At 63.1% G+C, this 22,914-nt stretch carries 22 protein-coding genes and 1 pseudogene; 10 read left to right on the top strand and 13 right to left on the bottom strand.

The window, feature by feature from the left end; all coding sequences use genetic code 11:
• Positions 1-51 precede the first annotated feature (51 nt).
• The 5 genes from LB529_RS16290 to LB529_RS16310 all read right to left on the bottom strand — a co-directional run bounded on the left by LB529_RS16290 (position 52) and on the right by LB529_RS16310 (position 5,299).
• Positions 52-1,383, bottom strand: coding sequence for a UDP-glucose dehydrogenase family protein (locus LB529_RS16290; protein WP_224522961.1), 1,332 nt, complete (start codon positions 1,381-1,383; stop codon positions 52-54).
• Positions 1,384-1,511: 128 nt separating this feature from the next.
• Entirely contained in the window at positions 1,512-2,393 is an 882-nt protein-coding gene (locus LB529_RS16295) for a glycoside hydrolase family 16 protein (protein WP_224711647.1), read from the bottom strand.
• Between the two features lie 138 nt (positions 2,394-2,531).
• Positions 2,532-2,909 (bottom strand): hypothetical protein, encoded by a 378-nt coding sequence (locus LB529_RS16300; protein ID WP_095769312.1) that lies wholly within the window; start codon positions 2,907-2,909, stop codon positions 2,532-2,534.
• Between the two features lie 124 nt (positions 2,910-3,033).
• A complete protein-coding gene (locus LB529_RS16305; protein WP_224604574.1) occupies positions 3,034-4,044 on the bottom strand; it encodes a glycosyltransferase family 2 protein in 1,011 nt (336 codons plus the stop codon).
• A 22-nt stretch (positions 4,045-4,066) separates the two neighbouring features.
• Complete coding sequence (locus LB529_RS16310; RefSeq protein WP_224711648.1) at positions 4,067-5,299, bottom strand: nucleotidyltransferase family protein; 1,233 nt, start codon at positions 5,297-5,299, stop codon at positions 4,067-4,069.
• 499 nt (positions 5,300-5,798) lie between these two features.
• Between LB529_RS16310 and LB529_RS16315 the strand changes: the two genes are divergently transcribed.
• The 6 genes from LB529_RS16315 to LB529_RS16340 all read left to right on the top strand — a co-directional run bounded on the left by LB529_RS16315 (position 5,799) and on the right by LB529_RS16340 (position 11,600).
• On the top strand, positions 5,799-5,951 hold the full coding sequence (locus LB529_RS16315; protein WP_095769314.1) for a lasso RiPP family leader peptide-containing protein: 153 nt from the start codon (positions 5,799-5,801) through the stop codon (positions 5,949-5,951).
• A gap of 154 nt (positions 5,952-6,105) precedes the next feature.
• Entirely contained in the window at positions 6,106-6,405 is a 300-nt protein-coding gene (locus LB529_RS16320; protein ID WP_095769315.1) for a PqqD family protein, read from the top strand.
• Positions 6,389-6,805 carry a lasso peptide biosynthesis B2 protein gene (locus LB529_RS16325; protein ID WP_224711649.1) on the top strand — a complete coding sequence of 139 codons (417 nt, stop codon included), beginning with the start codon at positions 6,389-6,391 and terminating at the stop codon, positions 6,803-6,805. The genes LB529_RS16320 and LB529_RS16325 overlap by 17 nt, the downstream gene beginning before the upstream one ends.
• Positions 6,806-6,808: 3 nt before the next feature.
• Positions 6,809-8,719: a lasso peptide isopeptide bond-forming cyclase gene (locus tag LB529_RS16330; protein ID WP_224711650.1), complete on the top strand. Its 1,911-nt coding sequence runs from the start codon at positions 6,809-6,811 to the stop codon at positions 8,717-8,719.
• Positions 8,716-9,696, top strand: coding sequence for a serine kinase (locus LB529_RS16335; protein ID WP_318012568.1), 981 nt, complete (start codon positions 8,716-8,718; stop codon positions 9,694-9,696). The genes LB529_RS16330 and LB529_RS16335 overlap by 4 nt, the downstream gene beginning before the upstream one ends.
• Before the next feature lie 8 nt (positions 9,697-9,704).
• Positions 9,705-11,600 carry an ABC transporter ATP-binding protein gene (locus LB529_RS16340; protein WP_224711651.1) on the top strand — a complete coding sequence of 632 codons (1,896 nt, stop codon included), beginning with the start codon at positions 9,705-9,707 and terminating at the stop codon, positions 11,598-11,600.
• On the opposite strand, the gene LB529_RS16345 is transcribed toward LB529_RS16340, so the two are convergent.
• The gene (locus tag LB529_RS16345; RefSeq protein ID WP_224711652.1) at positions 11,574-11,846 is read right to left on the bottom strand and encodes an exopolysaccharide production repressor exox; all 273 of its coding nucleotides are present in this window, start codon (positions 11,844-11,846) and stop codon (positions 11,574-11,576) included. The genes LB529_RS16340 and LB529_RS16345 overlap by 27 nt on opposite strands.
• A 607-nt stretch (positions 11,847-12,453) precedes the next feature.
• Here LB529_RS16345 and LB529_RS16350 point away from each other — a divergent pair.
• From LB529_RS16350 to LB529_RS16365, 4 genes are all read left to right on the top strand, one after another.
• Complete coding sequence (locus tag LB529_RS16350) at positions 12,454-13,131, top strand: sugar transferase (protein WP_140544958.1); 678 nt, start codon at positions 12,454-12,456, stop codon at positions 13,129-13,131.
• A gap of 183 nt (positions 13,132-13,314) precedes the next feature.
• Positions 13,315-14,493, top strand: a complete 1,179-nt coding sequence (locus LB529_RS16355; RefSeq protein WP_095769320.1) for a polysaccharide biosynthesis/export family protein — start codon at positions 13,315-13,317, stop codon at positions 14,491-14,493.
• Between the two features lie 115 nt (positions 14,494-14,608).
• The gene (locus LB529_RS16360; protein WP_140845607.1) at positions 14,609-15,703 is read left to right on the top strand and encodes an acyltransferase family protein; all 1,095 of its coding nucleotides are present in this window, start codon (positions 14,609-14,611) and stop codon (positions 15,701-15,703) included.
• Between the two features lie 20 nt (positions 15,704-15,723).
• Positions 15,724-17,007 carry an O-antigen ligase family protein gene (locus LB529_RS16365; protein WP_224545391.1) on the top strand — a complete coding sequence of 428 codons (1,284 nt, stop codon included), beginning with the start codon at positions 15,724-15,726 and terminating at the stop codon, positions 17,005-17,007.
• A 93-nt stretch (positions 17,008-17,100) separates the two neighbouring features.
• Here LB529_RS16365 and LB529_RS16370 read toward each other — a convergent pair whose 3' ends face one another.
• The 7 genes and pseudogenes from LB529_RS16370 to LB529_RS16400 form a co-directional block, all read right to left on the bottom strand.
• A complete protein-coding gene (locus tag LB529_RS16370; RefSeq protein WP_224711710.1) occupies positions 17,101-17,631 on the bottom strand; it encodes a glycosyltransferase family 10 domain-containing protein in 531 nt (176 codons plus the stop codon).
• A 212-nt stretch (positions 17,632-17,843) separates the two neighbouring features.
• Positions 17,844-18,101: pseudogene (locus LB529_RS29010) on the bottom strand (alpha-1,3-fucosyltransferase); the annotation flags it as partial.
• A 75-nt stretch (positions 18,102-18,176) separates the two neighbouring features.
• Complete coding sequence (locus LB529_RS16380) at positions 18,177-18,752, bottom strand: DUF1349 domain-containing protein (RefSeq protein WP_224711653.1); 576 nt, start codon at positions 18,750-18,752, stop codon at positions 18,177-18,179.
• A gap of 120 nt (positions 18,753-18,872) precedes the next feature.
• Positions 18,873-20,312 (bottom strand): aldehyde dehydrogenase family protein, encoded by a 1,440-nt coding sequence (locus LB529_RS16385; RefSeq protein WP_224628958.1) that lies wholly within the window; start codon positions 20,310-20,312, stop codon positions 18,873-18,875.
• A gap of 125 nt (positions 20,313-20,437) precedes the next feature.
• Positions 20,438-20,923, bottom strand: a complete 486-nt coding sequence (locus LB529_RS16390) for a hypothetical protein (protein WP_224631380.1) — start codon at positions 20,921-20,923, stop codon at positions 20,438-20,440.
• Positions 20,924-21,011: 88 nt separating this feature from the next.
• Entirely contained in the window at positions 21,012-21,905 is an 894-nt protein-coding gene (locus LB529_RS16395) for a sugar phosphate isomerase/epimerase family protein (protein WP_224711654.1), read from the bottom strand.
• A 70-nt stretch (positions 21,906-21,975) separates the two neighbouring features.
• Positions 21,976-22,914: an ABC transporter substrate-binding protein gene (locus LB529_RS16400; protein ID WP_224711655.1), complete on the bottom strand. Its 939-nt coding sequence runs from the start codon at positions 22,912-22,914 to the stop codon at positions 21,976-21,978.

Below are 22,914 nucleotides of genomic sequence, written 5' to 3' on the forward strand. Positions count from 1 at the left end.
GCATGAATCCACAGCCATGGCGACGGCCATTGTCCTTGAGGCAATCAGCCCTCATGCCGCCATCCTGCCGATCGAGAAATATTCGATGCCGTAGCGCGCGATCACCTTGGGATCGTAGAGATTGCGGCCGTCGAAGATGACCGGCGTGGTCAGCGCATCCTTGAGCGCATCGAAGGACGGCGCGCGGAAGCTCTTCCATTCGGTGCAGATCAAAAGCGCGTCGGCGCCGCGCAGCGCCGCTTCCTTGGTGCCGCACAAAAGCAGATCCTCGCGCAGGCCGTAGATCGCCTGGCACTCCTGCATCGCCTCGGGATCGTAGGCCTGCACCTTGGCGCCGGCCGCCCACAACGCTTCCATCAGCGTGCGCGCCGGCGCCTCGCGCATGTCGTCGGTGTTGGGCTTGAAGGCCAGCCCCCAGACGGCAAAGGTCTTGCCCCTGAGCGCGCCCTTGAAATAGTGGTTGACCTTGTCGAACAGGACCGACTTCTGCGCATTGTTGCGCTCCTCGACGGCGCGCAGCAGCTTGGCGTCGAACTTCACGCCCTCGGCGGTCTTGATCAGCGCGCGCACGTCCTTCGGGAAGCAGGAGCCGCCATAGCCGAGGCCGGGATAGATGAAGTGGTAGCCGATGCGCGGATCCGAGCCGATGCCCTTGCGCACCTCCTCGATGTCGGCGCCCAGCTGCTCGGCGAGATTGGCCATCTCGTTCATGAAGCTGATCTTGGTCGCCAGCATGCAATTGGCGGCGTATTTGGTGAATTCGGCGCTGCGCACATCCATCACGATCATCTTCTCGTGGTTGCGGTTGAACGGCGCGTAGAGCTCGCGCATCACCATCTCGGTGTCCTCGCTGGAGGTGCCGACGATGATGCGGTCCGGCTTCATGCAATCGGCGACCGCCGAGCCTTCCTTGAGGAATTCGGGGTTCGAGGCGACGTCGAAGGCGAGATCCTCGCGGCCGCGCCTCTTCAGCGTTTCGGCGATCCTGGCCTTCACCTTCTCGCAAGTGCCGACCGGCACGGTCGACTTGCCGACGACGATCTTGGCGCTGTCCATCTCACGGCCGATGGTTTCGGCGACGGCCAGCACATATTTCAGATCGGCCGAGCCATCCTCGCCGGGCGGCGTGCCGACCGCGATCATCTGGATCTGGCCATGCCTGACCGCCGCCGCCGCGTCGGTGGTGAAGCGGATGCGGCCGGCCGCGTGGTTTTCCCTGACGAGGGCCTCAAGGCCCGGTTCGAAAATCGGCACCAAGCCCTGGTTCAGCCGCTCCACCTTCTTCTCGTCGATATCGACGCACACCACCTCATGGCCGACCTCGGCCAGCACAGCGGCCTGGACGAGACCGACATAGCCAATCCCAAATACCGTCAAATTCATTTGGTTCTATTCCTGTCAAAGGCCGGGCCGCAAAAGCGGTCCGGCCGGTTCAGATGTCCCCCAGGCCAAACGGCCCAGTTGGTTCGGCATGATCCTATCCGAAAATCGGTTCCACTTTGGGATCATGCCTAGTTGGAATTGCTTATGCTGCATGCCAGCGATTCCGGGAATTGGCATGGCTGGCCCAAAGCGGTGAAAGCGACGCGCTTGACCTCCATGGTCACCTTGCTGCCGGGATCGACAAAAGCGCCCATCCAGTTGGCCAGCTTGTCGCTGCCCCAGAGGCTGAAGAAGATTTTCTGCGAATGCTTCGGCAACTCGTCGGGGTTAGTCACCTCATGGACGAGCTTGCCGTTGACGTACCAGCGCAGCCGATCCTTCTCCCAGACGAAGCCATAATCGTTGAAGCCCTTGTCGGCGCCGCCTTCGACGTCGACAAGCTTGCCGTTCTTCGGCTTGCCCTGGATATAGCTGTTGACCTGCACCTTGGACGGATCCTTGGTGAGGACCTCGAAGTCGATCTCGTCCCAAGGCTGTTTGTCCTGCGGGCCGATATAGGAGAAGAAGGCGGCGTTGAGGCCGGAGCCGGTGCCGGTCTTCATCCGTGCCTCATAGACGCCGTAGCCGTAGCGCTGCTTGGTCTGGATCTCGGCGCAGGCGAACTCGCGGTCCTTCAGCTTGCGCTTTTCGAAGCCCAGCGAAAGCACGCCGTCGGAAAGCCGCACGAGATCCTTCGACCACGTGCAGTTCTGATGGGCGCCATTGGTCCAGCCGTCCGAGACGAACCAGCGGGACTGGTTGAAATTCGAGAAATCGTCGACGAAGGACGGCGCGCTTTGCAGCTCTTGCTGCGCCGCTTGCGCATGCGCGAGATGCGGGCTCGCCGCAAGGGCCGCAGCGACCGCAAACAGGGCGCCGACCAGGCTAAGCCTCAGGCTGGTTAATCCGCTCCCTGGCGCCTGCGATACCTCGCAAGCCGCCTCGGAGGTGTTGTCCGGATCTGCGTTCATAACAAACTCACCTTGTGTTGTCCGCCCAACCCAAAGTCATCCTCGGTTCGCATGAGCGACCCGCTTCCGATCTTCCGCCCTGTGAACTCCTCTAATGTCCTGTAACGTCTCGTACTGATGACGGCGCCTGACGCGCCGTCAGCCTCTTGCCGTCGCCTGCGCAGCAGACCGCTCGGCACCATCCTCGACGATCGCGTCGAGCGAATGACGCAGTTCCTTCACCAGGCCTTTCTGGCGAACGAGCTCCGCAATGCGCCGCTCGCAGTTCAGGATCGACTTGGTCATCGCGGCGACATCCGATCCCTTGCTGGCCGACGCCGAACCATTCTCCATCGCCTCGACCAGAAAGGCGGCGTTGGCAGCCGTCGACTTATAACGATTCTCCAGTCCGGTTTTCTCCGCCTCGATCTCGGCCGCGATCTGGTCGAACAGCTTCGCCAGCCGGTCGAAACGCTGGAGATCGGTCTGCCGGTCGCGAGCCGGATCCCGGGATCTGAAGCTAAAAATCGAAGCCATCCTATCGGCCTTTTCGAAATTGCTGCATTGCAACATAGACTGCCATCCCAGCAGCGACTAGGCAACATCATAGTTTTCGGAATGCGATTTTTTGAGGGACGGCGGTTTCCGGGCCAATGCGCGATCACCCGCTTGCGGCGCTGGTTGCTGCCATCAGGAAGCGCGTCGGCGGCATTTGCTGCCGCGCAACAATCCCGGTGCGGCGGAACAGCGCGTCGAGCTTGTCGGTGGCGACGCCGCGCACGATCGGGATCAGATTCGATTGGCTTGCGAAAGCGTAGGCCGCGGCCGATGCCAGCCCACGCTCGGCCTTCACATCAAGGAAGTTGCGCAGCCGGTATTTGTCGCGGACATGGCGCTCATGGCGCCGCAAGGCGGCCTTCGAGCGCTCCGGAAGGCTGTCTATCTGGAGCAGCGCCAGATCGGCATCGGCAAGGCGCTTCAAATCCTGCGTCCTGTGGCGGCCGCTCAGCGAATCGGCGCGCACGATCGCGCCATAACCGCAGGACTTGATGATCTTGAACCGAGCCCCGTAAGCAACAGCGCGCGCGTAGAGTTCGTAGTCCTCGCCAAGCCTGAGGTTCTCGTCGTAGCTCAACCCATGCCGCTCGAGGAAAGCCCGGCTGATCACCGGCTTGAGGAAACCGAGCTCGCCGCGCCGCACACGGCGGCGCGAGATGTTGCCGTCGATGAAGCGCTCGAAATCGAGAAATTCCGGCTCGGCCGCGAAAGGCGGCGCTGCGACCTTGGCGAGGTCGGTCGCGGCATCGTCGCGGATCAGCATGATGTTGTCGGCGGCGAAATCCCAGTCGGTGCTGGCGAAAAGCCGGCGGAAGCGGCCTTCGAGGAAGAAATCGTCGGCGTCGAGAATGCTGATGAAGGGCGATTTGGAGGCCTGGATGGCGGCGTTGCGCGCGGCGGAAGGACCGCGATTAACGTCGAAACGGATGACGGCAAGCCGGCCGCTGCCATCGTCGGCGGCCAAAGCCACATCCCGGGTTTCGTCGGTGGAGGCGTCGTCGACCACGATGACTTCGGCGACTTCGGCCTCGCGCAGCGCCGAAGCGATCGCGCCGGGAATGGTGCGCGCCGCATTGCGCGCGGCGATGATGACGCAGACCCCCGAGGTCGTTATGGGCGTCGTCACGGGCATGGGCTCACCTTTCGCTTGCATGATTGGCCGCCCCGCCCACGATACTGATCATTTCGCTCCGCGCCGGCCCGGCCGTGGCCGGGCGCTCGAAGATGCGCCGGCTGAGGTCGGCAGAGGCCGCCCAGCCGGCCTCAGCCAGGTAGCGGACCGGCTCGCGGCCGCAGAGTTCCCACAGCACATGGCGGCGCTGCGGCCAGCGCAGGGACGCGAGCCACGGCGCCATGACCATGTGGAAGAGGTCGGCGTTGTCGATGCGGGCCAGCATGCGGGTGGCGCGATCCGAAAGCAGCGTGCCGTCGCCGCCGAGCAGCACGTCGGCGGCGCGCAATCCCAAGAGCAGCGTATCCGCCAAGCCCTGTTCGGCGGCGTGGTCGAGCACCCTCCGCTGCTCGGCTTCGCTCAGGCGGCTGACGCTGGCCCTGACGTCGCAGACATAGCCGGCGCAGGGCTCGCGGTTGAAAAAGGCCTTGGCGACGCTGATCGAGGACAAAAGCAAGGTGTCGGCGGCCGAGATGATCGGCATGGCGGCGCCGGCCACCTCGACTTCGCGCTTGCGGCGCAGGAAGCCGTCGGTGTCGCGCGGGCTGGGCGAACCCGGCTGCTGCAGCCGATGGTGGAGGTCGACTGTCGAGGCCCTCGCGCCGTCTTCGCGCACCATGTGCTGCTCACCGAGGAAGCGCACCCACCAGACCGAACGCGACTTGCCGGCAACCTCATAGCCCATCGTGCGCAACGCATCACGGGCCTTGGCGAAACCGGTCGGCGAAACCAGTATGTCGACATCGCCGGATGGCTTCATGAAGTGGTCGCCATAAAGCAGATGCTGCTGGAGCGGCCCCTTGAGGAAGACGAAATCGACCTGCCTGTCGCGCAGCACACGAGCGATGGCCATCGAATCGCCAATGCAGGCGACATTCATCGACATGGTTCGCCGGCGGTAGCTGTCGAGCCAGCCAGGCAACTCCGCAGGCGCGGCATTCGCGGGCGCCCGCGCAAGCGCCTTGAGCAGGAACACGGCGACCTTGTTCAGCCTGGCGATGTCGGCGACATTGATTGCCGAAATTGGGGCCGCCGGGATCGGGGTGGCCGACACCGTCGGCGCGGGCACATCGACCCGGCCATCCGTGATGTTGGCTCGTGGCGCGAAAAACAGCCTCAGGCAGGCCTGCACATAAGCGACTTCGTCGGCGCAGCCGGCGGCGCGCAGCCTTTCATAGGAGCCATCCTGCACCGCCATGCCCGATGTCGTTCTCCGCAAAATGCCGCCCAAAGGGTTTATACTGCACCTGCGAAGAAAAGCATCGGAAAAATTGACGCGCTCACGCCAAAAGCGGCTGAGGTCGCCTCCTGACCGCAACCCCAGCGTTTAAAATCGCCTCACGTTCAATCACTTTTGAAGACAATTCCGGGGCGTCCCGGCTGGCCGGAAAATGACGATTTTTTGTGACAAATTCTTCGCAATTGCGAGATGTCTTTTTCGCCTGAAAAATTATCGCAGATAAATCAACCGCTTATCTAAACGGCACGGACCTACGGTTGAATTCCTGGATGGGTGAGGTTTAGGATGACGCTGCCTAGGCCTTGATTAACAACGGATGCGAGCGCAACCAAGAATTGATTAATGCTTGGTAAATCAAGCTTGACTCATGGATGTTGCCATGCAGCAATTGCGCTGCAGCATAGCGATATGTTGGCGGCATTCTGCAGCCGCTTCCAGTCCTTAATTGGAGAGTACAATGGAACAGAATGTTGAAAAGCATGAGTATGAAACCCCCAGCCTGACGGTTCACGGTTCGATTGAAACTATCACGCAGGGCGGTGCAGGCACGACGGCGCTCGACGCGAGCTTTCCCGCGCACACGCCGGTCGGCGAGCTGACTTTCTCTTAAAACTCACATGTATCCGGGTGTCTGAGTTGGGGCTCCGGATGCTCTCCAACAGGTGAGCCGGGGGGCGTTGTCCCCCGGATTCCTGCCGAGGATCGCAGGCAACCGATCCCGGTGGAAGCCATAGGGCGCGACGGGCCAGCAACGAGGTTTTAGGATGCACTGGAACCCTTCGGACCATGACCGCGTCGTCGCGACGAACGAGGCGGTGGCTTGTGAATTCGGCGCCGGACTGGCGCTACTCCACCTCAAATCCAATGTCTATTACAGCCTGAACGGCGTCGGCGCCTTCATCTGGGAGCAGATCCAGGAGCCGCGATCCATGCTCGACATCCGCAGCGCCGTGCTTGCGCGCTACAATGTCGATGCCGAACGCTGCAGGGCCGATGTCGAGGGCTTGCTCAAGGGGCTGAGCGAAGCAGGGCTTGCGAGGCTCCACAATGAGGAACTGGTCTAGGCTCCGCTCGCTGAGCGCCTGGGAAATGCTGTTTCTGGCGCGCTGCCTGATGGTGGTGAGCGTTGTGCGGCTCGCACTGACGCTGTCCTCCTATAACCGTGTCCGTAGCCTGGTGACGGGAATGCACGCCAGACGCGACGCTAGCGTCGCCGACCTGCGGCGTGTCGCATGGGGCGTTGCCGCCGCGGCGCGGCTCGTGCCGGGCGCCAGTTGCCTGACCCAAGCGCTGGCAGGACAATATCTGCTCGCCCGCCAGGGCAGCGCATCGAAAATCAGCATCGGCATCGAACGAGGGACGGGCAGCGAGCTCAAGGCGCATGCCTGGTTGATGAGCGGCAACCACATCGTGCTTGGCGGCTCGATCAAAGGATTTGCCCATCTGGTCGACCATGGGTCGTGAGCGATGAGCGGCGTCGCTGGAATCGTGCTCAGCGATAACGGCCGGCCCGCCGCGGCCGGCGATATCCAAGAGATGCTTTCGCGCATGCGCCACCGCGCCCGCGACGGCAGCTCATGGTGGGCGGACGGCAGCGTCGCGCTCGGCCACGCCTGGCTCGACACGACCGGCGAGAACGGTCCCGGGCCGCTGACGATGGCCGGCGGCAAGCTCGCCGTTACCGCCGACTGCCGGCTGGACAATCGCGACGAGCTTCTGGCGCGGCTCGGCATGCGGGACCGGTCGGTCGCCGACGCGGTGCTCATCATGCGCGCCTACCTTAAGTGGGGCGAGGCCTGCCCGACCTATCTGCAGGGCGATTTCGCCTTCGCCATATGGGATGGCGAGCGCCGGGCGCTGTTTTGCGCGCGCGATCATTTCGGCGTCAAACCTTTCTACTATCATTCGACCGGCAGGCGCTTCGCCTTCGCCTCGGAGATCGGGCCGATCCTGGCGCTGGACGACGTCGGCAGGCGGCTCAGCGAACACCAGATTTCCGGCTTCCTCGTCGGCTTGACGGACGATCCGCAGGCCACGCTCTACGCCGAAATCTTCCGCCTGCCGGCGCGGCACAGCATGACCGTCACCGACCGCCGGGTGGTGCTGCAGCGCTACTGGCAGATCGAGCCGTCGCAGAGGCCGCCACGCCCGGACGCGGCTGAGGAATTCCGGCATCTCTTCGCGCAATCGGTGGAGAACCGCATGCGCGGCACGCCGGCCGTCGGCGCGATGCTGAGCGGCGGGCTCGATTCCTCCTCGATCGCTTGCGTCGCCGGTCTTCGCGCGGCGGCGAGGCGCAACCCGAGGCTCAAGACCTTCTCGCTGGTGTTCGACAGAGGCTCGTCGATGGACGAGAAGCCTTTCATCGATGCGGTGCTCGACCGCAATCCGCTCGACGCCACGCTGATTGCGGTGAGCAATTACGCGCCCTTCGCCGAGTTCGAGCGTATCCTGGAGGAACAGGAAGGCACGTTCCTGGCGCCCGGTCTGTCATTGACCCGCGACCTTTACCGCACCGCGGGCGCAAAGGGCGTCAAGGTGCTTCTCGACGGGCATGGCGGCGACGAGGTCGTCTCGCAGGGCCATGGGCACCTTCACGAACTCGCCAATGCCGGCCGTTGGCTCGAGCTGTGGCGCGAATTGCACAGCGCCGCCAACACCTATGGCGAGGGCATGTTCTCCCTCTATTTCAAGTTCCTGACCATTTATGGACCGGCCTGGCGGATCGCCCGGATGAGATCGATGGCCAGACGCCTTGTCGGCAAGGTGCGGCAGAGGCCGGCATCGGCGCCGCGCGCCTGGGCGGGCCTGGTAAATCCGGACCTTGCCAGGCGCACCGATCTTGCCGAGCGCTTTCATCGCAGCGGCTACATGCCCGCCGCCGTGAGCGCCAGCGAAGCGCTGACGCATCGCTGGCTGCTGTCTACCGGGCTGGTGCCGCACGCCTTCGAAGTGCTCGACAAGGCCGCCGCCAATTCCGGCGTCGAGCCCCGCTATCCGTTCTGGGACAAGCCGCTCGTCGAGTTCTGCCTGGCGCTGCCCGGCGAGGAAAAGCTCAGGGACGGTTTTGGCCGCCACGTGCTGCGCCGGGCCATGCAAGGCGTTCTGCCGCCGGCCGTGCAATGGCGGCGCGACAAGATCGATTTCACCGCCAACCTGGTCAAGGGCATGCTCGGCAACCACCGCGAGCTTCTGGACAGGCTGCTGATAGCGGACGGCGAGCGGATCGCGCCCTATGTCAATCTGCCTGAAGTGAACGCCGTCTATGAGCGCCTGCTCAGCCAGCCCGAGCAGGCAAGGCTGCCCGACGTCCAGCATGTCTGGCGTTCGGTTTCGCTATCGCTGTGGCTGCGGCAAGTCCAAGGAAGCCCCGCATGAATCTTCCGATCGCTTCCCTTGCGCGACCGGGGCCCGCCACCGGGACAATGGCGCGGGGCGGACGTGTCCGCCATTTCTACAAGGCCTACGGGCTGATCGTCAGCTCGGACGTGGCCTTGCCGGAACTGACGCCGACGGCGCCGGCGACGCCGGACCTGGAGATCGCGGTCGGGCCGATCGACTTTCCCGACGGCGCATCGCATGGCGCCACGGGCTTTCGGTTCGAGGCGACGCGCCAATATCTTTCCTGGCAGGCGGTCGGCACCTTCATGATCAGCGACGGCAGGCGGATCGATGTCGATCCGGCGCCGGGGATCGACGATCCGCTGCTTGCCTTTCCGCTGCTCGGGCCGGTTATGGCTCTTGCCCTGCATCGGCGCGGGCTGCTCGTCCTGCATGCCAGCGCCATTGCCGTCGGCGGCAAGAGCGTGATCTTCATGGGCGACAAGGGCGCCGGCAAGTCGACGACGGCGGGCGCGATGATCCGCGCTGGCCATCGGCTGCTCACCGATGATGTCGTCGCGCTGGATTTGTCCGACCCTGGACGACCGATGATCCTGCCCGGATTTCCGCAGCTCAAGCTGGCCGCCGACGCGGCCGGCGCCATTCGCCTCGAGCAGGCGGAAGTGCGCCCGCAGGTGCATCCGCAAATCGACAAGGCGCAGCATCGGCTGCACGACGGATTTGCCACTGAGGCGGTGCCGGTATCGCGCATCTATGTGCTCGAGCGCGGCGAACGCGCGGCGATCTCGCAGCTTGCCGGTGTCGCCGCGCTGCCGGCGATCATTAAATTCTCATACATCACGCGCTTCGGCCGGCAGGCGTTGACCGGCGATCTCGCCGCCGCGCATCTCAGCCAATGCGCTAAGATCGTCGGGCTGATCGGCGTCAACCGCCTCGAAGTGCCGGCCGGACTCGCCAGGCTCGATGAAGCGGTCGCCGCGATCGAATCCGACCTGGCGTGCGGAACAAGGTGAGCCAGGGTATGGGCTGGTCCTCGAAGTTTCGCCTGTCGCTTCTGCGCGATGTCGCCGGTTTCGGCGCCATGGTGGCGCATGTCGGCGGACGGCGCACGGCGACGGCGCTTGCCTTCCTGATCCTGGGGAGCCTCACCGAAGGCATTTCGATCCTGCTGCTCGTTCCCCTGCTGCGCCTCATCGGCAAGCCCGACCAGGACTATGCGGTGCGGGTGCCGGAGGCCTTGAATCGGCTGGTGCCCGGCGGAACGCTGTCGCTCGCGAGCGTGCTCTCACTGCTCGTCGCGCTGGTGGCGCTGCAAGCGATGTTCAATCGCTTCAAGTCGGTCTACATGGCGCGGTTGCTCTATGACTTCGTCAACCGCGTGCGCATGAACCTGTTCGAGAGCATCGGCAAGGCGCGCTGGGGCGTTTTCACCCGCATCCGCAGCTCCGATCTGGACCATGCGCTGAACGGCGACGTCGACCGGGTGCAGGTTGCGGCCTTCTCGCTGCTGATGCTGACCCAAGCCACACTGCTCCTGGCCGGCTATCTCATTGTCTCGCTGTTCATCTCGCCGGTGATGACGTGCTTCGCCATCCTTGTCGGTCTGGTGCTGCTGGTTGCGCTGCAGCCGTTCCGGGCGCGCGCCAGCGCCTATGGCCGCACGCTGACCGGCAATCGCCAGGACCAATACCGCACGGTCTCCGAGTTCCTCGGCGGCATCAAGGTCGCCAAGAGCCTGAACGTCGAGGAAAGCTATTTTGCCGAGCTCGGCGCGACGCTGGACAGGATGAAGGCCGACAACATCGCCTTCGTCCGCAACAGCTCGCTCGGCACCACTCTGTTCCAGGTTACGAGCGTGATCGGGCTGAGCCTCTTCATCTATATCGCGCTGGTTCGCTTCCACCTGTCGCTGGCCGAGATCGTCGTGCTGCTGCTGGTCTTCATGCGGGTCGCGCCGCGCTTCATGGACATGCAGCTTCAGACCCAACAGGTGCTGATCAACCTGCCGGCCTATGCTTCGATGCAGAGCCTCCAGGCTCGCTTCGATGCCGAGCGCGAGCCGGAAGAGAACGTGACCGAACAAGGCGCAAAACTGTCGCTTGAGACCGGCCTCAACATCCGCGATGTGGCGTTCGCCTATGGCGAGGGCGGCGGCAAATCGGTGGTCAGCGACATCACCTTCGGCCTGCCGGCCGGCAAGGTGACGGCGCTGATCGGCCCTTCGGGTTCCGGCAAGAGCACGATCGCCGACATGCTGCTTGGGCTGCTTGAACCCACCCAAGGACGTATTCTGGCCGACGGCGTGGAGATCACGGCGCAGAATCGCAGGGCCTGGCGCGATCAGGTCGCCTATGTGCCGCAGGATGTGTTCCTGCTGCACGACACGATCGCCGCCAATCTGCGCCTTGCGGCGCCTGAGGCCAGCGACGAAGAATTGTGGGCGGCCCTGCGAAACGCCCATGCGGCCGATTTCGTGGAGCGGCTGGACTCGCGGCTCGATACGGTGGTGGGCGACCGCGGCGTCCGCCTTTCCGGGGGAGAGCGGCAGCGCATCGCATTGGCGCGTGCGCTGCTGCGCAAGCCCTCGCTGCTCATCCTCGACGAGGCGACAAGCGCGCTTGACTGGCAGAATCAGTCGCTGATCGCCCAATCAATCGAGGCGCTGCGCGGCCGGATGACGATTTTGACCATCGCGCACCGGCCGTCGATGATCGCCTTCGCCGACTGGGTCGTGGCCATCGAGAACGGACGCATCGTCGAGGTCGGACAATATCGGCGGTTGAGGGCGAAAGCCGGCAGCCGGCTTGCAAGGATGCTGTCCGGCGAGCAGGCGGAGCGCGAAAGCGCGCCACCGATCGCGGCCGGGCTGACCTCCGCGCCGGTCGAACGTTCAGTGGAGGCTACGTCTGGCGCTTAGCTTTTCGCCTTCAGCGACCTTGCTCAGGATCGGGCCGCGGTCCGCCTCGCGGGTCTTGTCGGCCGATGTCGGCTTGGCTCCCCCGATCATGGCAAAGACCAGAAGGAAATAGCCAGCCTGGATAATGACGGCGCAGACGATGGTGCGAAGCAGGATGGTTCCCGCCGACGCGCCATCGAAATAGGACCAGCCGATGACGATCGCGAGCGCGAAGATCATACCGACGATGAATTTCGGCAAAGACATGACCGCCGCCCTCTCAACCGAGACGAGCATGCAGAAGCTGCGACTTACCCACCCGCGTAACTCCCCGTTGCGCCAAAGAGCTCTTTCTGGCTGCCCAATCCGGCCGGTTGCTTCCGACCTTCCTTACCCGTGCAGACTATGACAGGAACAATTTGCGACTCTATTAAGGCCGGCCTGCCGGAGCAAGGCCGTGCAGGTATGGTTTCCAACGATTTTACGAGATCGACTCTGGCATGCTGCGCCGCACACTCTGGCTCCGAGAGCTATTCAATGAGACGTCTGCCGCTTCAGTTAAACTCATGACTTTGATTAGTATTTTATGTGAATAACTTACCATTGCGAGTGCTTCCAGCGGCCTGCAACCGCGTTTCTTCTGCAGCAAAGAATGCACTGTCCAAAAATGGCCCGAAAAGCGGACTACATTTTCCTGGTTTTCTCTCACCTTGTCATAAACGTGCCACAAAGGTGAAAATTTGGGCAAGGCAGGTTTATTATTTAATCAATTCATGACGTGAACATTTCAAGGCGATGGGAAATTGTGTGTTGCGCTGCAGCATTTTTTTGGTATCTTGCCGTAAACCATCCGTTCAACGTATGGAGCTTCTGCATGAGGGACGTCGCCAAGTCGGCAAATGCGAGTTTTGCGCAGGCCGGCGTTGATTTTCCACCCCCCATCGGCGGTCTGCTCAAACGCAGTTTCGATGTCGTTGGGTCCCTGGCTGGGCTGATCTTGCTGAGCCCGCTCTTCCTGATGGTCGCGCTGCTGGTCAAGCTTTCGGATAATGGTCCGATCTTCTATGGCCACAAGCGTATCGGCCGCGGCGGCAGGATTTTCTCTTGCCTCAAATTCCGTACCATGGTGCCGGATGGCGAGCGCGTGCTCGCTGCGTATCTGGCGGCCAATCCGGAAGCCAACGCCGAATGGATCGCGACGCGCAAGCTGAAGAACGATCCGCGCGTCACCCGCGTCGGCCAGGTGCTTCGCAAGCTCAGCCTCGATGAGCTGCCGCAGATCCTCAACATCCTGCAGGGCGACATGAGTCTTGTCGGCCCGCGCCCGGTCGTGCGCGACGAATTGGAAATCTACGGCAGCGCGGCGGTCTATTACCTGAAATCGCGCCCTGGTCTCACCGGTCTGTGGCAGGTGAGCGGCCGCAACGACGTATCCTACGACACGCGCGTCGCCTTCGATCGCCATTATGTCGAGAACTGGTCGTTGTCCGGGGATATTCGCATCATCTTCAAGACTGTCCCTGCCGTGTGGATGTCACGCGGCAGCTATTGACCGACGGGCCTGCTCCGCCAGATTCGGGCAGGCATCCGGCAGTGATCTCATCGGGCGGATGGGGCCAAAGCGAATCGGAAAACGTATTTGACAAAAGACCTCTTCGGACTGCCCTTCGCATGCAGTCTCATATCCAGGACCACAGCCCGCTTCGGCGGCGTCTTGCTTGCTGCGTTGCTGGTCATGCCGCAGGTCGCTGCCGCCAGCGACTATCGGCTTGGACCGCTGGACAAGCTCAACATCCGGGTCGCCGAATGGCAGACTGTCGACGGCACGTTCCGCGATTGGTCGGCCCTCAATGGCGAGTATTCGGTCGGCCCGGGCGGGATGCTCTCGGTGCCGTTCGTCGGCGACATGCAGGCCGCCGGCAAGACGACGGCCGAGATCGCTTCAGCGATCGGGCTCGCCCTGCAACGAAAGCTGGCGCTGCCCGACAAGCCGGAAGCCTCGGTCGAGATGGCGCAGTTCCGGCCGTTCTACATTTCAGGCGAAGTCCAGAACCCCGGGCAGTTTCCCTTCGTGCCCGATCTGACCGTGCTCAAGGCAATCAGCATTGCCGGCGGTATCCGGCGCAATGCCGACTATGGTCCGCAGCTCGAAAAGGATCTGATTACCGCCAAGGGCAGCTATGAGATCTATGACGACCAGCGCTTGCGGCTGATGGTCAAGCGAGCCCGCATCGACGCCGACCTCGCCGGGAAGACGACTTTCGAGGTGCCTCAGGAAATTCAAGGCGATCCGAGATTGCCGACCATCGTCGCCGACGAAACGGCGATCCTGGTCTCCGACCAGAAATCGCTGAAGCTGAAGCTCGACGCACTCGACGACCTGAAGGGTGTTCTGCAGTCGGAAATCGAATCGCTGCAAAAGAAGATCGCCAACCAGCAGAAGCAGGTCGATCTGGCCTCGAAGCAGGCCGACAGCATCGGTCCGCTGGCGCAGAAGGGCCTGGTCGCCAATGCGCGCCTGCTTTCCTCGCAGCAGTCGGTCACCGACCTGCAGGGCAAGATCCTGGATTATGAGACGGCGATCCTCACCGCCAAGCAGTCGATCAGCAAGGCGGAGCAGGACGCTATTGATGCCCGCAACACACTGAGTTCGAGCCTCACGGCCGATCGGCAGCAAACGGAAGCGAACCTTAATGAGGCGGCCTTGAGGGTCGGCATGCAGAAAGGCCTAATCGCACAGGCATCGGATCCGGCAACGGCTGCCGCCTACACCGGCAATGAAGAGCCAGCCCTGCTCTATTCGCTGGTGCGCGTCGTCGACGGCAAGACCAGCGAGGTCGAAGCCAAGGAAGACACGCCTATCCTGCCGGGCGACGTAATCAAGGTGAAGCTGGCGCCGACGGCCAGTCAATAGCGCCGCCGGCCCGGGTTTGTCCGAAGCGAACCGGGACGAAGGCGGGAGGGACAAGCCAGGCTCGTTCGCGCGCAGCGCGGGCGAGCGATCTGTTTGGACCGCTTGAAGGCATAACATGCAGCCCGCAGCCCAGCGTCACGTGTATCTGAACCTCGACGCCATCCGCGGCGTGGCGGCGATCAGCGTCATGCTCTACCATTTCTCGCCATTCCTCGCCGACGGCAAGGTGCTGCCGTCGAGCTATCTCGCGGTCGATCTGTTCTTCCTGCTCAGCGGCTTCGTCATCGCGCATGCCTATGACCGCAAGATCGAAACCGGCATGGGCTTCGGCACTTTCGTGGCCATCCGCCTGATCCGGCTCTATCCGCTCTATCTAGCCGGCACGCTGCTCGGCTTCTTCTATTTGCTGGTCAAGAACAGACTGATGCCGGCGGAATATATGCCGCTGTCCGAGATCGGCATGCAGCTGACAACCGGCATGCTGTTCATACCGCTGGTCAGCGACGCCTATCATACGATCTTTCCTCTCAACCCGGCATCGTGGTCGCTGTTCTTCGAGCTCATCGTCAACATCGCCTATGTCGCTGTCTTCGTGCTCTTGTCGCGGCGGGTGCTGACGGGGATCGTCGGCGCCAGCCTCGTGCTGCTCGTCGTCGCCTCGGTTTTCGCCGGCACGCTCGATTTCGGCATGACCGGGAAGACCATCGTCAGCGGGCTGCCACGCGTAACCTTCTCGTTCTTCCTTGGCGTGCTGCTCTGCCGATCGATGGCGCGCTGGCAGGGCAGCTTCGGCTTCCTGCGGCGCGGCTTCTGGGTCGAGGGCGCGATCCTGCTCACGCTTGCCGTCTTCGCCATCGCCCCGGCTGCCGGCGCCGCGCGCGTTGCCTACGACCTCTGCGCCATCGTCATCGTCTTCCCGATCATGGTGATGACCGGCGCGGTGGCGCCGACCGCGCCACGACTGTCAGGCGTCTATGGCTGGCTCGGGCGGATTTCCTACCCGATCTACATCATCCACACGCCGATGCTGATGATCATCGCCGGGGCCGGCAAGGCCTTCTCGATCGATCCGTTCGCGCATCATCCCTTGTTCGGCATCGTGATGGCGGCGATGGTTGTCGTCATCGCCGACATCGCCACGCGCGTCTATGATGAGCCGGTGCGGCGCTTCCTGCAGCGGCAGATGCAGCGCGCCCGGGCCGTGGCTTAGCGCGGGACAAAAAGGCCGGTATGAAGATTCCGAAATCCATCCTGATCGATCCCGATCGCAACGAGACCTACGGCATTTTCGCCGTCGCGGTTTCCACGCTCGCCTTCGCCTACTCGCCCAATTTCGGCCAGATCCTGATCCTCGCCTACTACGCCGTCTGGCTGCCACTGCTGTTCGTCGACTACCGGCGCTTCACCTGGAAACTCTCCAGCGCCTGGCTACCCATTCTGCTTGCGGCCTATGTCTGCCTCTCGGTGTTCTGGTCGCAGGCGGCGGGCATCAGCGCGCGCGCGGCGGTGCAATATTCCTCGCACATCGTCTGCGCCTATGTCGCGGCGCGCACCATCAGCGTGCGCACGCTGGTGGTCGGCTCGCTGATCGGCATCTTCTTCGTGCTGCTCTATTCACTCGGAGTCGGTGGTTACGCGCTCGACACGATCGACGGCACGGTCAATTTCGTCGGCGCCTTCGGTTCCAAGAACCAGGTCGGCTTCTTCTCTTCGCTCGGCATCTTTTTCTGCCTGGCGTTCCTTGTCTTCTACCGGCGCAACTGGCTGGGCTTCGTCTGGACCGCGCCGATCATGCTTTTGTCGGTCTATATGCTGGCAATCGCCCATTCGGCGACGTCGGTGGCCTCGCTGCCGGCGGTGATCGGCATCGTGATGCTGCTCACCATGACCAAGGTCCTGTCGCGACGCTATCGCCGGGTGCTGTTCGTCGTCGGCGCCGGGGCGCTGGTGACGGGCGTGGTGGCAGCGCTCAACCTCGGGCTGCTGGATGTCGTGCTCGGCATCTTCGGCAAGGATTCGACGCTCACCGGCCGCACCTATCTGTGGGAACAGGGCTGGAAAGCAGCGCAGCAGCGTCCGCTGCTCGGCTATGGCTATGCCGCCTATTGGGTGCAGGGTTTTGCCGATCCGGAGCGGCTGTGGGCGGAATTCTATATCTCGACGCGTTCCGGCTTCCACTTCCACAACACCTATGTCGAGACGCTGGTCGAAATCGGCTTCATCGGCGTCACCTTGCTGGCGCTGGTCATCCTGCGCGCCTTCTACGGCCATGTATCGAAGGTGGTATTCGGCGGGTGGAGTGCCGATTCGGTGGTGCTTGCCGGCGCGACCGGGCTGATGCTGATCCGCTCCTTCTTCGAGGTCGAGATGCTCGGCCCCTATTTCATGGCGTCCTTCATCGTCTATTACGGCCTGTTCAAGCTGAACCCATTGCCGGCTTTCCGGCGCCGCCAGATGGCCGTTGCCGCCGAGGACGAGAGGCCGGCCATCGGCCGCATGCCGGCGCCGACCTGAGGGGCTTTTGGCGTGCTCGCCAACGATCTTGGAATCCGCCCGAGCGGCTTGCCCAAGCCCGAAATCCTGCACGTGCCGTGGTAAACGCCTATGTTACATCGGCCTGCCGCGCCAAGCAGCTTTCCAACGGCGCAACCGGGTACGCAGAAATACCTTGGCCCCAAACGGCAGCGAAGGTTTGCCTGGCCGCCGGCCCGTACTCTGCTGCGTCAGGCGCTGAGCGATGAGGCGGGCAAGCCGACAGCGCGGATGCATGTCGAGATCAGCCACTTGACCGGCCAGCCTCTCGGGCAGCGGCCTCGATCGCCAAGCAAGATAGGCTGCGTAGGCCTGCGGTGTTTCGATGAGATGGTGAAGATAGGCCGCCAGTTCCGCCGGTGTGCTGAAGGATGCGACGTCGATGTAGGAATTGTCGGGAACGAACGCCGCGGCATTTGGCGCGCCGAGATAGACCGGCACCGTGCCGGCCTCCAGCGGATCGAACATCTTTTCGGTGACGTAGTCGGGCGCGATCGAATTCTCCAGCGCCAGGCAAAAGCGATAGCGGCCATGGTCTCGAGCTTGGTTTGCCGGCCGAGATCGAGGCCCGCGATCTCGCGGTTGGGCCGGTAGCGGCCGTAGCAATCGACCGCGATGTGCCGGGACAGTTCGGCGATGAATGTATCACGACCGCTCTTATTGATGCTCGATGACTGGAAGTGCACCGTCGGTGCGCGCTCGGGCTTGGGCGGTATCGGCGCATGTCGGGCGGCTTCCCACCAGCTTGCGTCAGGCAGATAGGGCGTCCAGACGTCCGCCCCGGTTTCATAGGTCATGACGATGTCGAAGTGCTGCATGACGGCCGCATCGGTCATGACGGGATAGTTGACGACGCTCTCCATCGACCAGGCAACCCAAAGCTGGCCGGGATATTTGCGGGCGTCGCCGGCCTCACGAAAATTCGGCAAATGGAAAACCACCGCATCGGCCTCGGCAAGCCGTCGCCGGTCGTTGGTCCATTCGATGGGCACTGGACATTGCGGCATGGCCGCAATGTCGGTCGGTTTGTTGAAGCAGCGCGTCCAGAACAGGATCAGCGGAGTATCAGACGGCATCGGGCCCTTCCGCTCTGGCAAGGCGCCGCCCTACCCTTATCGCGGCAATCGCGAAAGAACCACGCGGTTCCGCACTCACCCATGCAGGTCCCTTGCAATCACCGGCCCGATCGTGAAGCCGGAGAAGGTCGCCTCAAAGCCTTCGCGCTGCGGCGAGCAGCACATCATACCGACATCGACCGTTTTCGAGATCGGGAAATAGGCCAGGCGCACCGGTTTCCAGTGGCCGTCCGAGGGGTCCAGATACTGGATGCGGATCGCCTCGGCGTGGCGGGTCAGGCGGATCCTGACGCCGTCCTTGCCGGCGGCAATGGCGACCAGCGACCAGTCGGATGTGTCGTTGGTGACCACGACGGAGAAGTATGCCAGCCCGTCGGTGTATTCGATGCCGGCCTTGATCCAGTGCGTTTCGCTCAGGCGCAGCATCAGCCCCGCCTGATCGTAGAGCACCTTGTAGTCGCCCTTGACGGTGACTTCGGCGCTGAAATCACCCTCGACGGAACGGTAGAGGAAATGGCCGTTGTCACGCCGGAAGCCGTAGAAGGTCTCGCGCCAGAAGTCGGTGTCCTTGCCTGTTCGGACGGTGAGCGTGCCGTCGCCGACCCTGTGCTGCGGCGGCGGGTTGAGCCATGTCATGTCGGCCACGCTCATCGATCTCCTCCCGGATTGGACTAGTGCGTTTCACCGTTTCATGGAAACGGCGAAACGCCCTATCTCCTTGTTTTTGCGCAATTCCGGACGGAAAACCGCCAACACTTTCCTGGAATTGCTCTAGCCGGCGAATGTATAGGCGGTTTTCACCGTGGTGTAGAACTCCATCGCGTAACGGCCTTGTTCGCGCGGGCCGTAGCTCGAGCCCTTGCGGCCGCCGAACGGCACGTGGAAATCGACGCCCGCCGTCGGCAGGTTGACCATCACCATGCCGGCTTCGGAATTGCGCTTGAAATGCGTCGCGTGCTTCAGGCTGGTGGTGCAGATGCCGGAGGTGAGGCCGAACGGCGTGTCGTTGGCGACAGCCAGCGCTTCGTCATAGTCCTTGACGCGGATGACATTGGCGACGGGGCCGAAAATCTCCTCGCGCGAGATGCGCATCGCATTGGTCGAGCCGACAAACAGCGCAGGCTGCAGGTAAAAGCCAGGCGCGCCGCGTTCCAGCCGGTCACCGCCGAAAGCGAGCTCGGCGCCTTCCTGGCGGCCGATGGCGATGTAATCCTCGTCCTGCTTGAGCTGGTTCTGGTCGACGACCGGGCCGATTTGGGTCTTGGCATCGAGCGCGTCGCCGATGACGAGCTTGTCCAGCCGCTCCTTGATCGCGTCGACAAACCGGTCGTGGATACCGTCGGTGACGATCAGGCGCGAGGACGCCGTGCAGCGCTGTCCGGTCGAGAAATAAGCGCCGTTGACCGCGCAGTCGACGGCCACCGCGAGATCGGCGTCGTCGAGCACGACGAGCGGATTCTTGCCGCCCATTTCGAGCTGAAATTTGCGCATGTGCTCCACACTTGCCGCGGCGACGCGCTTGCCGGTCCCGACCGAGCCTGTGAAGGAGATGGCGTTGACATCGGGATTGTCGAGCATCGCCTGGCCGACCACCGATCCCTTGCCCATGACGAGGTTGAGCACGCCCTTGGGCAGGCCGGCGCGGTGCAGGATATCGACGATGGTCCAGGCGCTTTCAGGAACCAGCTCGGCCGGCTTGAAGACGATCGTGTTGCCGTAGGCCAGCGCCGGCGCGATCTTCCAGGCGGGGATGGCGATGGGAAAATTCCACGGCGTAATGATGCCGACGACGCCTACGCCTTCGCGCGTCATCTCGACGCCGACGCCAGGCCGAACGCTCGGCACCATCTCGCCCGACAGACGCAGCGTCTCACCGGCGAAGAAGTCGAATATCTGCGCGGCGCGGATCGTCTCGCCGACGCCCTCTGCCAGCGTCTTGCCTTCCTCGCGCGCGAGCGACCGGCCGATCTCGTCCTTGCGTGCCATGATCTCGTCGGAGGTTTTCTTCAGCACGGCGTGGCGGGCAAGAGGCCCGGAACGCGACCAGGCGGGGAAGGCCGCCTTGGCGGCGGCGATAGCCTGCTTGGTTTCCTCCGGCCCGGCCGAAGCGTATTCGCCGACGACGTCGTTGGTGTTCGAGGGATTGATGTTGCGCGAGCCGGCCTCGCCAAGCCACTCGCCGTCGATCAGGTTCTTACGCAGCACGGTCATTGTCTTGTTCCTTGAAGCTGGGGTAGCGGCAGTCCGTCGGCCGGTCAATTGTCGGACAAATGATATAATGATTGTCCCGTGGCAGGTCTACCGGCCTTCTGCGACAAACCTAGGGCCTTGCGGCGTCAGGTCGAGAACGACCAGAACAGGCAGGCGAGCGTGACCGCGCCGAAGGCGACGAAGAACAGGCTTCTGAGCAGGACGTTGCGGCGAAGCTCGTTCATGGTGAGATGCGCCGCAACGATCACTGCCACGAACAGGAAACGCCAATTGAAAAGCGCCCAGAGCACCTCGTGCTGGCCGAACGCCCATCTGGCAAGCAGCGAGCCGACGATGGTCGCGAACAATACGATCGTCGCCCAGAAGATCGCATCGGCCGCATGAGTCAGGACGACGCCGGCGGCGCGGATGGGCAGGATCATCATCAGCATGGCAGCGAAGAAATAGACAGCGGCGATCGCCAGGAACGAGCCGGCGTCGGCGATGCCGTCGAGACGCTTCACGCCGAACGCGCCATAGGGATAGCCGTGCCTCGCCACGGCCAATGACAGCGCCATCAGCAAAGCGCTCAAAACCGTGACCAGTGCGAATGTGCCGAGGGCCTTGCTCATGCCTTTTCCTGTCGAGACGAATCAACAGGAGTCTAGCAGAGCATGGCCCTCGAAAGCCGCAATTCACTGCTCGACATTCTCGAAGACGTCAGGGCCTTTGCGAAGCCGAGACGAGATCGGCCTTGCGCCGGGCCGTCTCCAGGCCGACCGCGATGAAGCGGCGCGCATGACGAGCAAGCTCCATATTGTCGGTCCACAGATTGCGCCAGATCGCCGTCTTCCGCGACAGATTCTCGTCGACGATCTCGGACGAGAAGGATTCGAAGCTGAGATCGTCGCTGTAGCCGATCGCCGCCAGCGCATCGAAGATCGCCGAGAAATCGATGCTGCCGGTGCCCAGAAAGCCGCGATGGCTCTCGCCGATATGGACATAACCGATCTTCCTCGCGGCATGGCGGATGGCCAGGCCGACATCGGCCTCCTCGATGTTCATGTGGAAGGTGTCGAGGTGCAGGAAGATGTTGTCGGAGCCGGTGTCTTCGATGAAAGCTAGTCCTTGCGCGGCGGTGTTGAGCAGGTTGCTTTCGAAGCGGTTGACGATTTCGAGATTGAGCGTCACGCCGGCGGCCTTGGCCGTTTCCGCAACCCCGGCAAGTGTAGCGGCGCTGCGGTTCCACTGATCGCGCGTCGGCGGTTCGGTTTGCAGGCCGTGGCTTGCCGAGAGGATGCCGCCGACCTTTTGGCCGCCGAGATCGCGCGTGAGGGCGACGGTGCGGTTCAGGATCTCGACGCCGCGCGCGGCGACCGCCTTGTCGGGGCTGGAGATGTCGCCGTCGGCCGGCAGGCCGATGCTGATCGCCACGCCCAGGCCGAGATCGGTGATGCTTCTGGCCAGCCTGCCGATATCGACATCGGCCGGATCGAGATAGGAGAATTCGATCAGGTCGAAGCCGGCTTCCTTCGTGTTGGCCAGCGTGCGTTCGAGATCCGCCTGCGCCGAGCTCGCAGACCAGACGAAAGAATGGATACCAATGCGCGACATGATCGTCTCCGTCCGATGAGTGAGGCGCGGCCGGACCGATCCGGCCGCGCCAGCCTTGGGAGCAGGCTTTTTAGCGGGCCGCTGTCCAGCCCTTGTAGTCCTTCAGGTTCTCGGCGGTGATCAGCTTCGGATCGAGCAGCACGGTCGGCTCGGCCGGCTTCTTGCCGGCGAGCACATCTGCCGCCATCGTCAGCGACTGGCCGGCCATGACATAGGGATCCTGCGAAGCGGAAGCCTTGATCATTGAGGTGCCGGAGGCGAACTCCTTCTCGATGTCGGGGGCACCGTCGACCGCGGTGATGATGAATTCCGAGCGATTGAGCTGCTTGGCGGCAAGCTGCGCGCCGATCGCCGTAGGATCGTTGATGGCGAACACCGCGTCGATCTTGTCGAAGCGGGTGAGCAGCGACTGAAACACTTTCAGGCCGCCGTCGCGTGATCCTTCGGCGTTCTGGTCGTCGGACAGGATCTTGATGTCGGCGTGCTGCGAAAGAACGTTCTTGCAACCCTTGACGCGCTCCAGGATCGACGACGAGGCTGGGCCGTTGAGGATGACGTAGTTGCCTTTGCCGCCGGTCTGATCGACCAGATACTGGCAGGCCTCCTCTCCGGCCTTGACGTTGTTGGTCATCACGGTGACGTCGGCGCCCGGCGCCGAGACGTCGAAGGCAGCGACGACGATGCCAGCCGCCTGCGCCTTCTTGACCGCGGGCGCGATCGCCTTGGCATCGACGGCATTGAGCATGATGACATCGACGCCGGCGGCGATGAAGGAATCGATCTGCGAGACCTGCTTGTTGAGGTCGTAGTCGGCCGACACCGACGTCACCTCGACCTTCGGATTGATCTTCTTGGCCGCGTCCTCGATGCCCTTGATGGTGGCGACGAAGAAGGGGTTGCCGAGCAGGCCGACCGAGATGCCGACCTTGTTGAGGTCTTTGGCCGATGCCGGCGCGATGGCGAGGGCCGCGAGGGCTGCGCCGCAGAGCAGTTTGGCGATGGTCTTCAT

This window comes from Mesorhizobium sp. CA5 (assembly GCF_020165105.1).
Lineage (GTDB): Bacteria > Pseudomonadota > Alphaproteobacteria > Rhizobiales > Rhizobiaceae > Mesorhizobium.

Excerpts from the sequence above, each read along its gene's own strand:
- LB529_RS16385 (WP_224628958.1), bottom strand. The coding sequence starts at position 20,312 with ATGACCGTGCTGCGTAAGAACCTGATCGACGGCGAGTGGCTTGGCGAG.
- LB529_RS16325 (WP_224711649.1), top strand. The coding sequence starts at position 6,389 with ATGAGGAACTGGTCTAGGCTCCGCTCGCTGAGCGCCTGGGAAATGCTG.
- LB529_RS16400 (WP_224711655.1), bottom strand. The coding sequence starts at position 22,914 with ATGAAGACCATCGCCAAACTGCTCTGCGGCGCAGCCCTCGCGGCCCTC.
- LB529_RS16395 (WP_224711654.1), bottom strand. The coding sequence starts at position 21,905 with ATGTCGCGCATTGGTATCCATTCTTTCGTCTGGTCTGCGAGCTCGGCG.
- LB529_RS16310 (WP_224711648.1), bottom strand. The coding sequence starts at position 5,299 with ATGGCGGTGCAGGATGGCTCCTATGAAAGGCTGCGCGCCGCCGGCTGC.
- LB529_RS16315 (WP_095769314.1), top strand. The coding sequence starts at position 5,799 with ATGGAACAGAATGTTGAAAAGCATGAGTATGAAACCCCCAGCCTGACG.
- LB529_RS16345 (WP_224711652.1), bottom strand. The coding sequence starts at position 11,846 with ATGTCTTTGCCGAAATTCATCGTCGGTATGATCTTCGCGCTCGCGATC.
- LB529_RS16350 (WP_140544958.1), top strand. The coding sequence starts at position 12,454 with ATGAGGGACGTCGCCAAGTCGGCAAATGCGAGTTTTGCGCAGGCCGGC.
- LB529_RS16390 (WP_224631380.1), bottom strand. The coding sequence starts at position 20,923 with ATGAGCAAGGCCCTCGGCACATTCGCACTGGTCACGGTTTTGAGCGCT.
- LB529_RS16340 (WP_224711651.1), top strand. The coding sequence starts at position 9,705 with ATGGGCTGGTCCTCGAAGTTTCGCCTGTCGCTTCTGCGCGATGTCGCC.
- LB529_RS16335 (WP_318012568.1), top strand. The coding sequence starts at position 8,716 with ATGAATCTTCCGATCGCTTCCCTTGCGCGACCGGGGCCCGCCACCGGG.
- LB529_RS16300 (WP_095769312.1), bottom strand. The coding sequence starts at position 2,909 with ATGGCTTCGATTTTTAGCTTCAGATCCCGGGATCCGGCTCGCGACCGG.
- LB529_RS16295 (WP_224711647.1), bottom strand. The coding sequence starts at position 2,393 with ATGAACGCAGATCCGGACAACACCTCCGAGGCGGCTTGCGAGGTATCG.
- LB529_RS16330 (WP_224711650.1), top strand. The coding sequence starts at position 6,809 with ATGAGCGGCGTCGCTGGAATCGTGCTCAGCGATAACGGCCGGCCCGCC.
- LB529_RS16360 (WP_140845607.1), top strand. The coding sequence starts at position 14,609 with ATGCAGCCCGCAGCCCAGCGTCACGTGTATCTGAACCTCGACGCCATC.
- LB529_RS16380 (WP_224711653.1), bottom strand. The coding sequence starts at position 18,752 with ATGAGCGTGGCCGACATGACATGGCTCAACCCGCCGCCGCAGCACAGG.
- LB529_RS16355 (WP_095769320.1), top strand. The coding sequence starts at position 13,315 with ATGCCGCAGGTCGCTGCCGCCAGCGACTATCGGCTTGGACCGCTGGAC.
- LB529_RS16365 (WP_224545391.1), top strand. The coding sequence starts at position 15,724 with ATGAAGATTCCGAAATCCATCCTGATCGATCCCGATCGCAACGAGACC.
- LB529_RS16290 (WP_224522961.1), bottom strand. The coding sequence starts at position 1,383 with ATGAATTTGACGGTATTTGGGATTGGCTATGTCGGTCTCGTCCAGGCC.
- LB529_RS16320 (WP_095769315.1), top strand. The coding sequence starts at position 6,106 with ATGCACTGGAACCCTTCGGACCATGACCGCGTCGTCGCGACGAACGAG.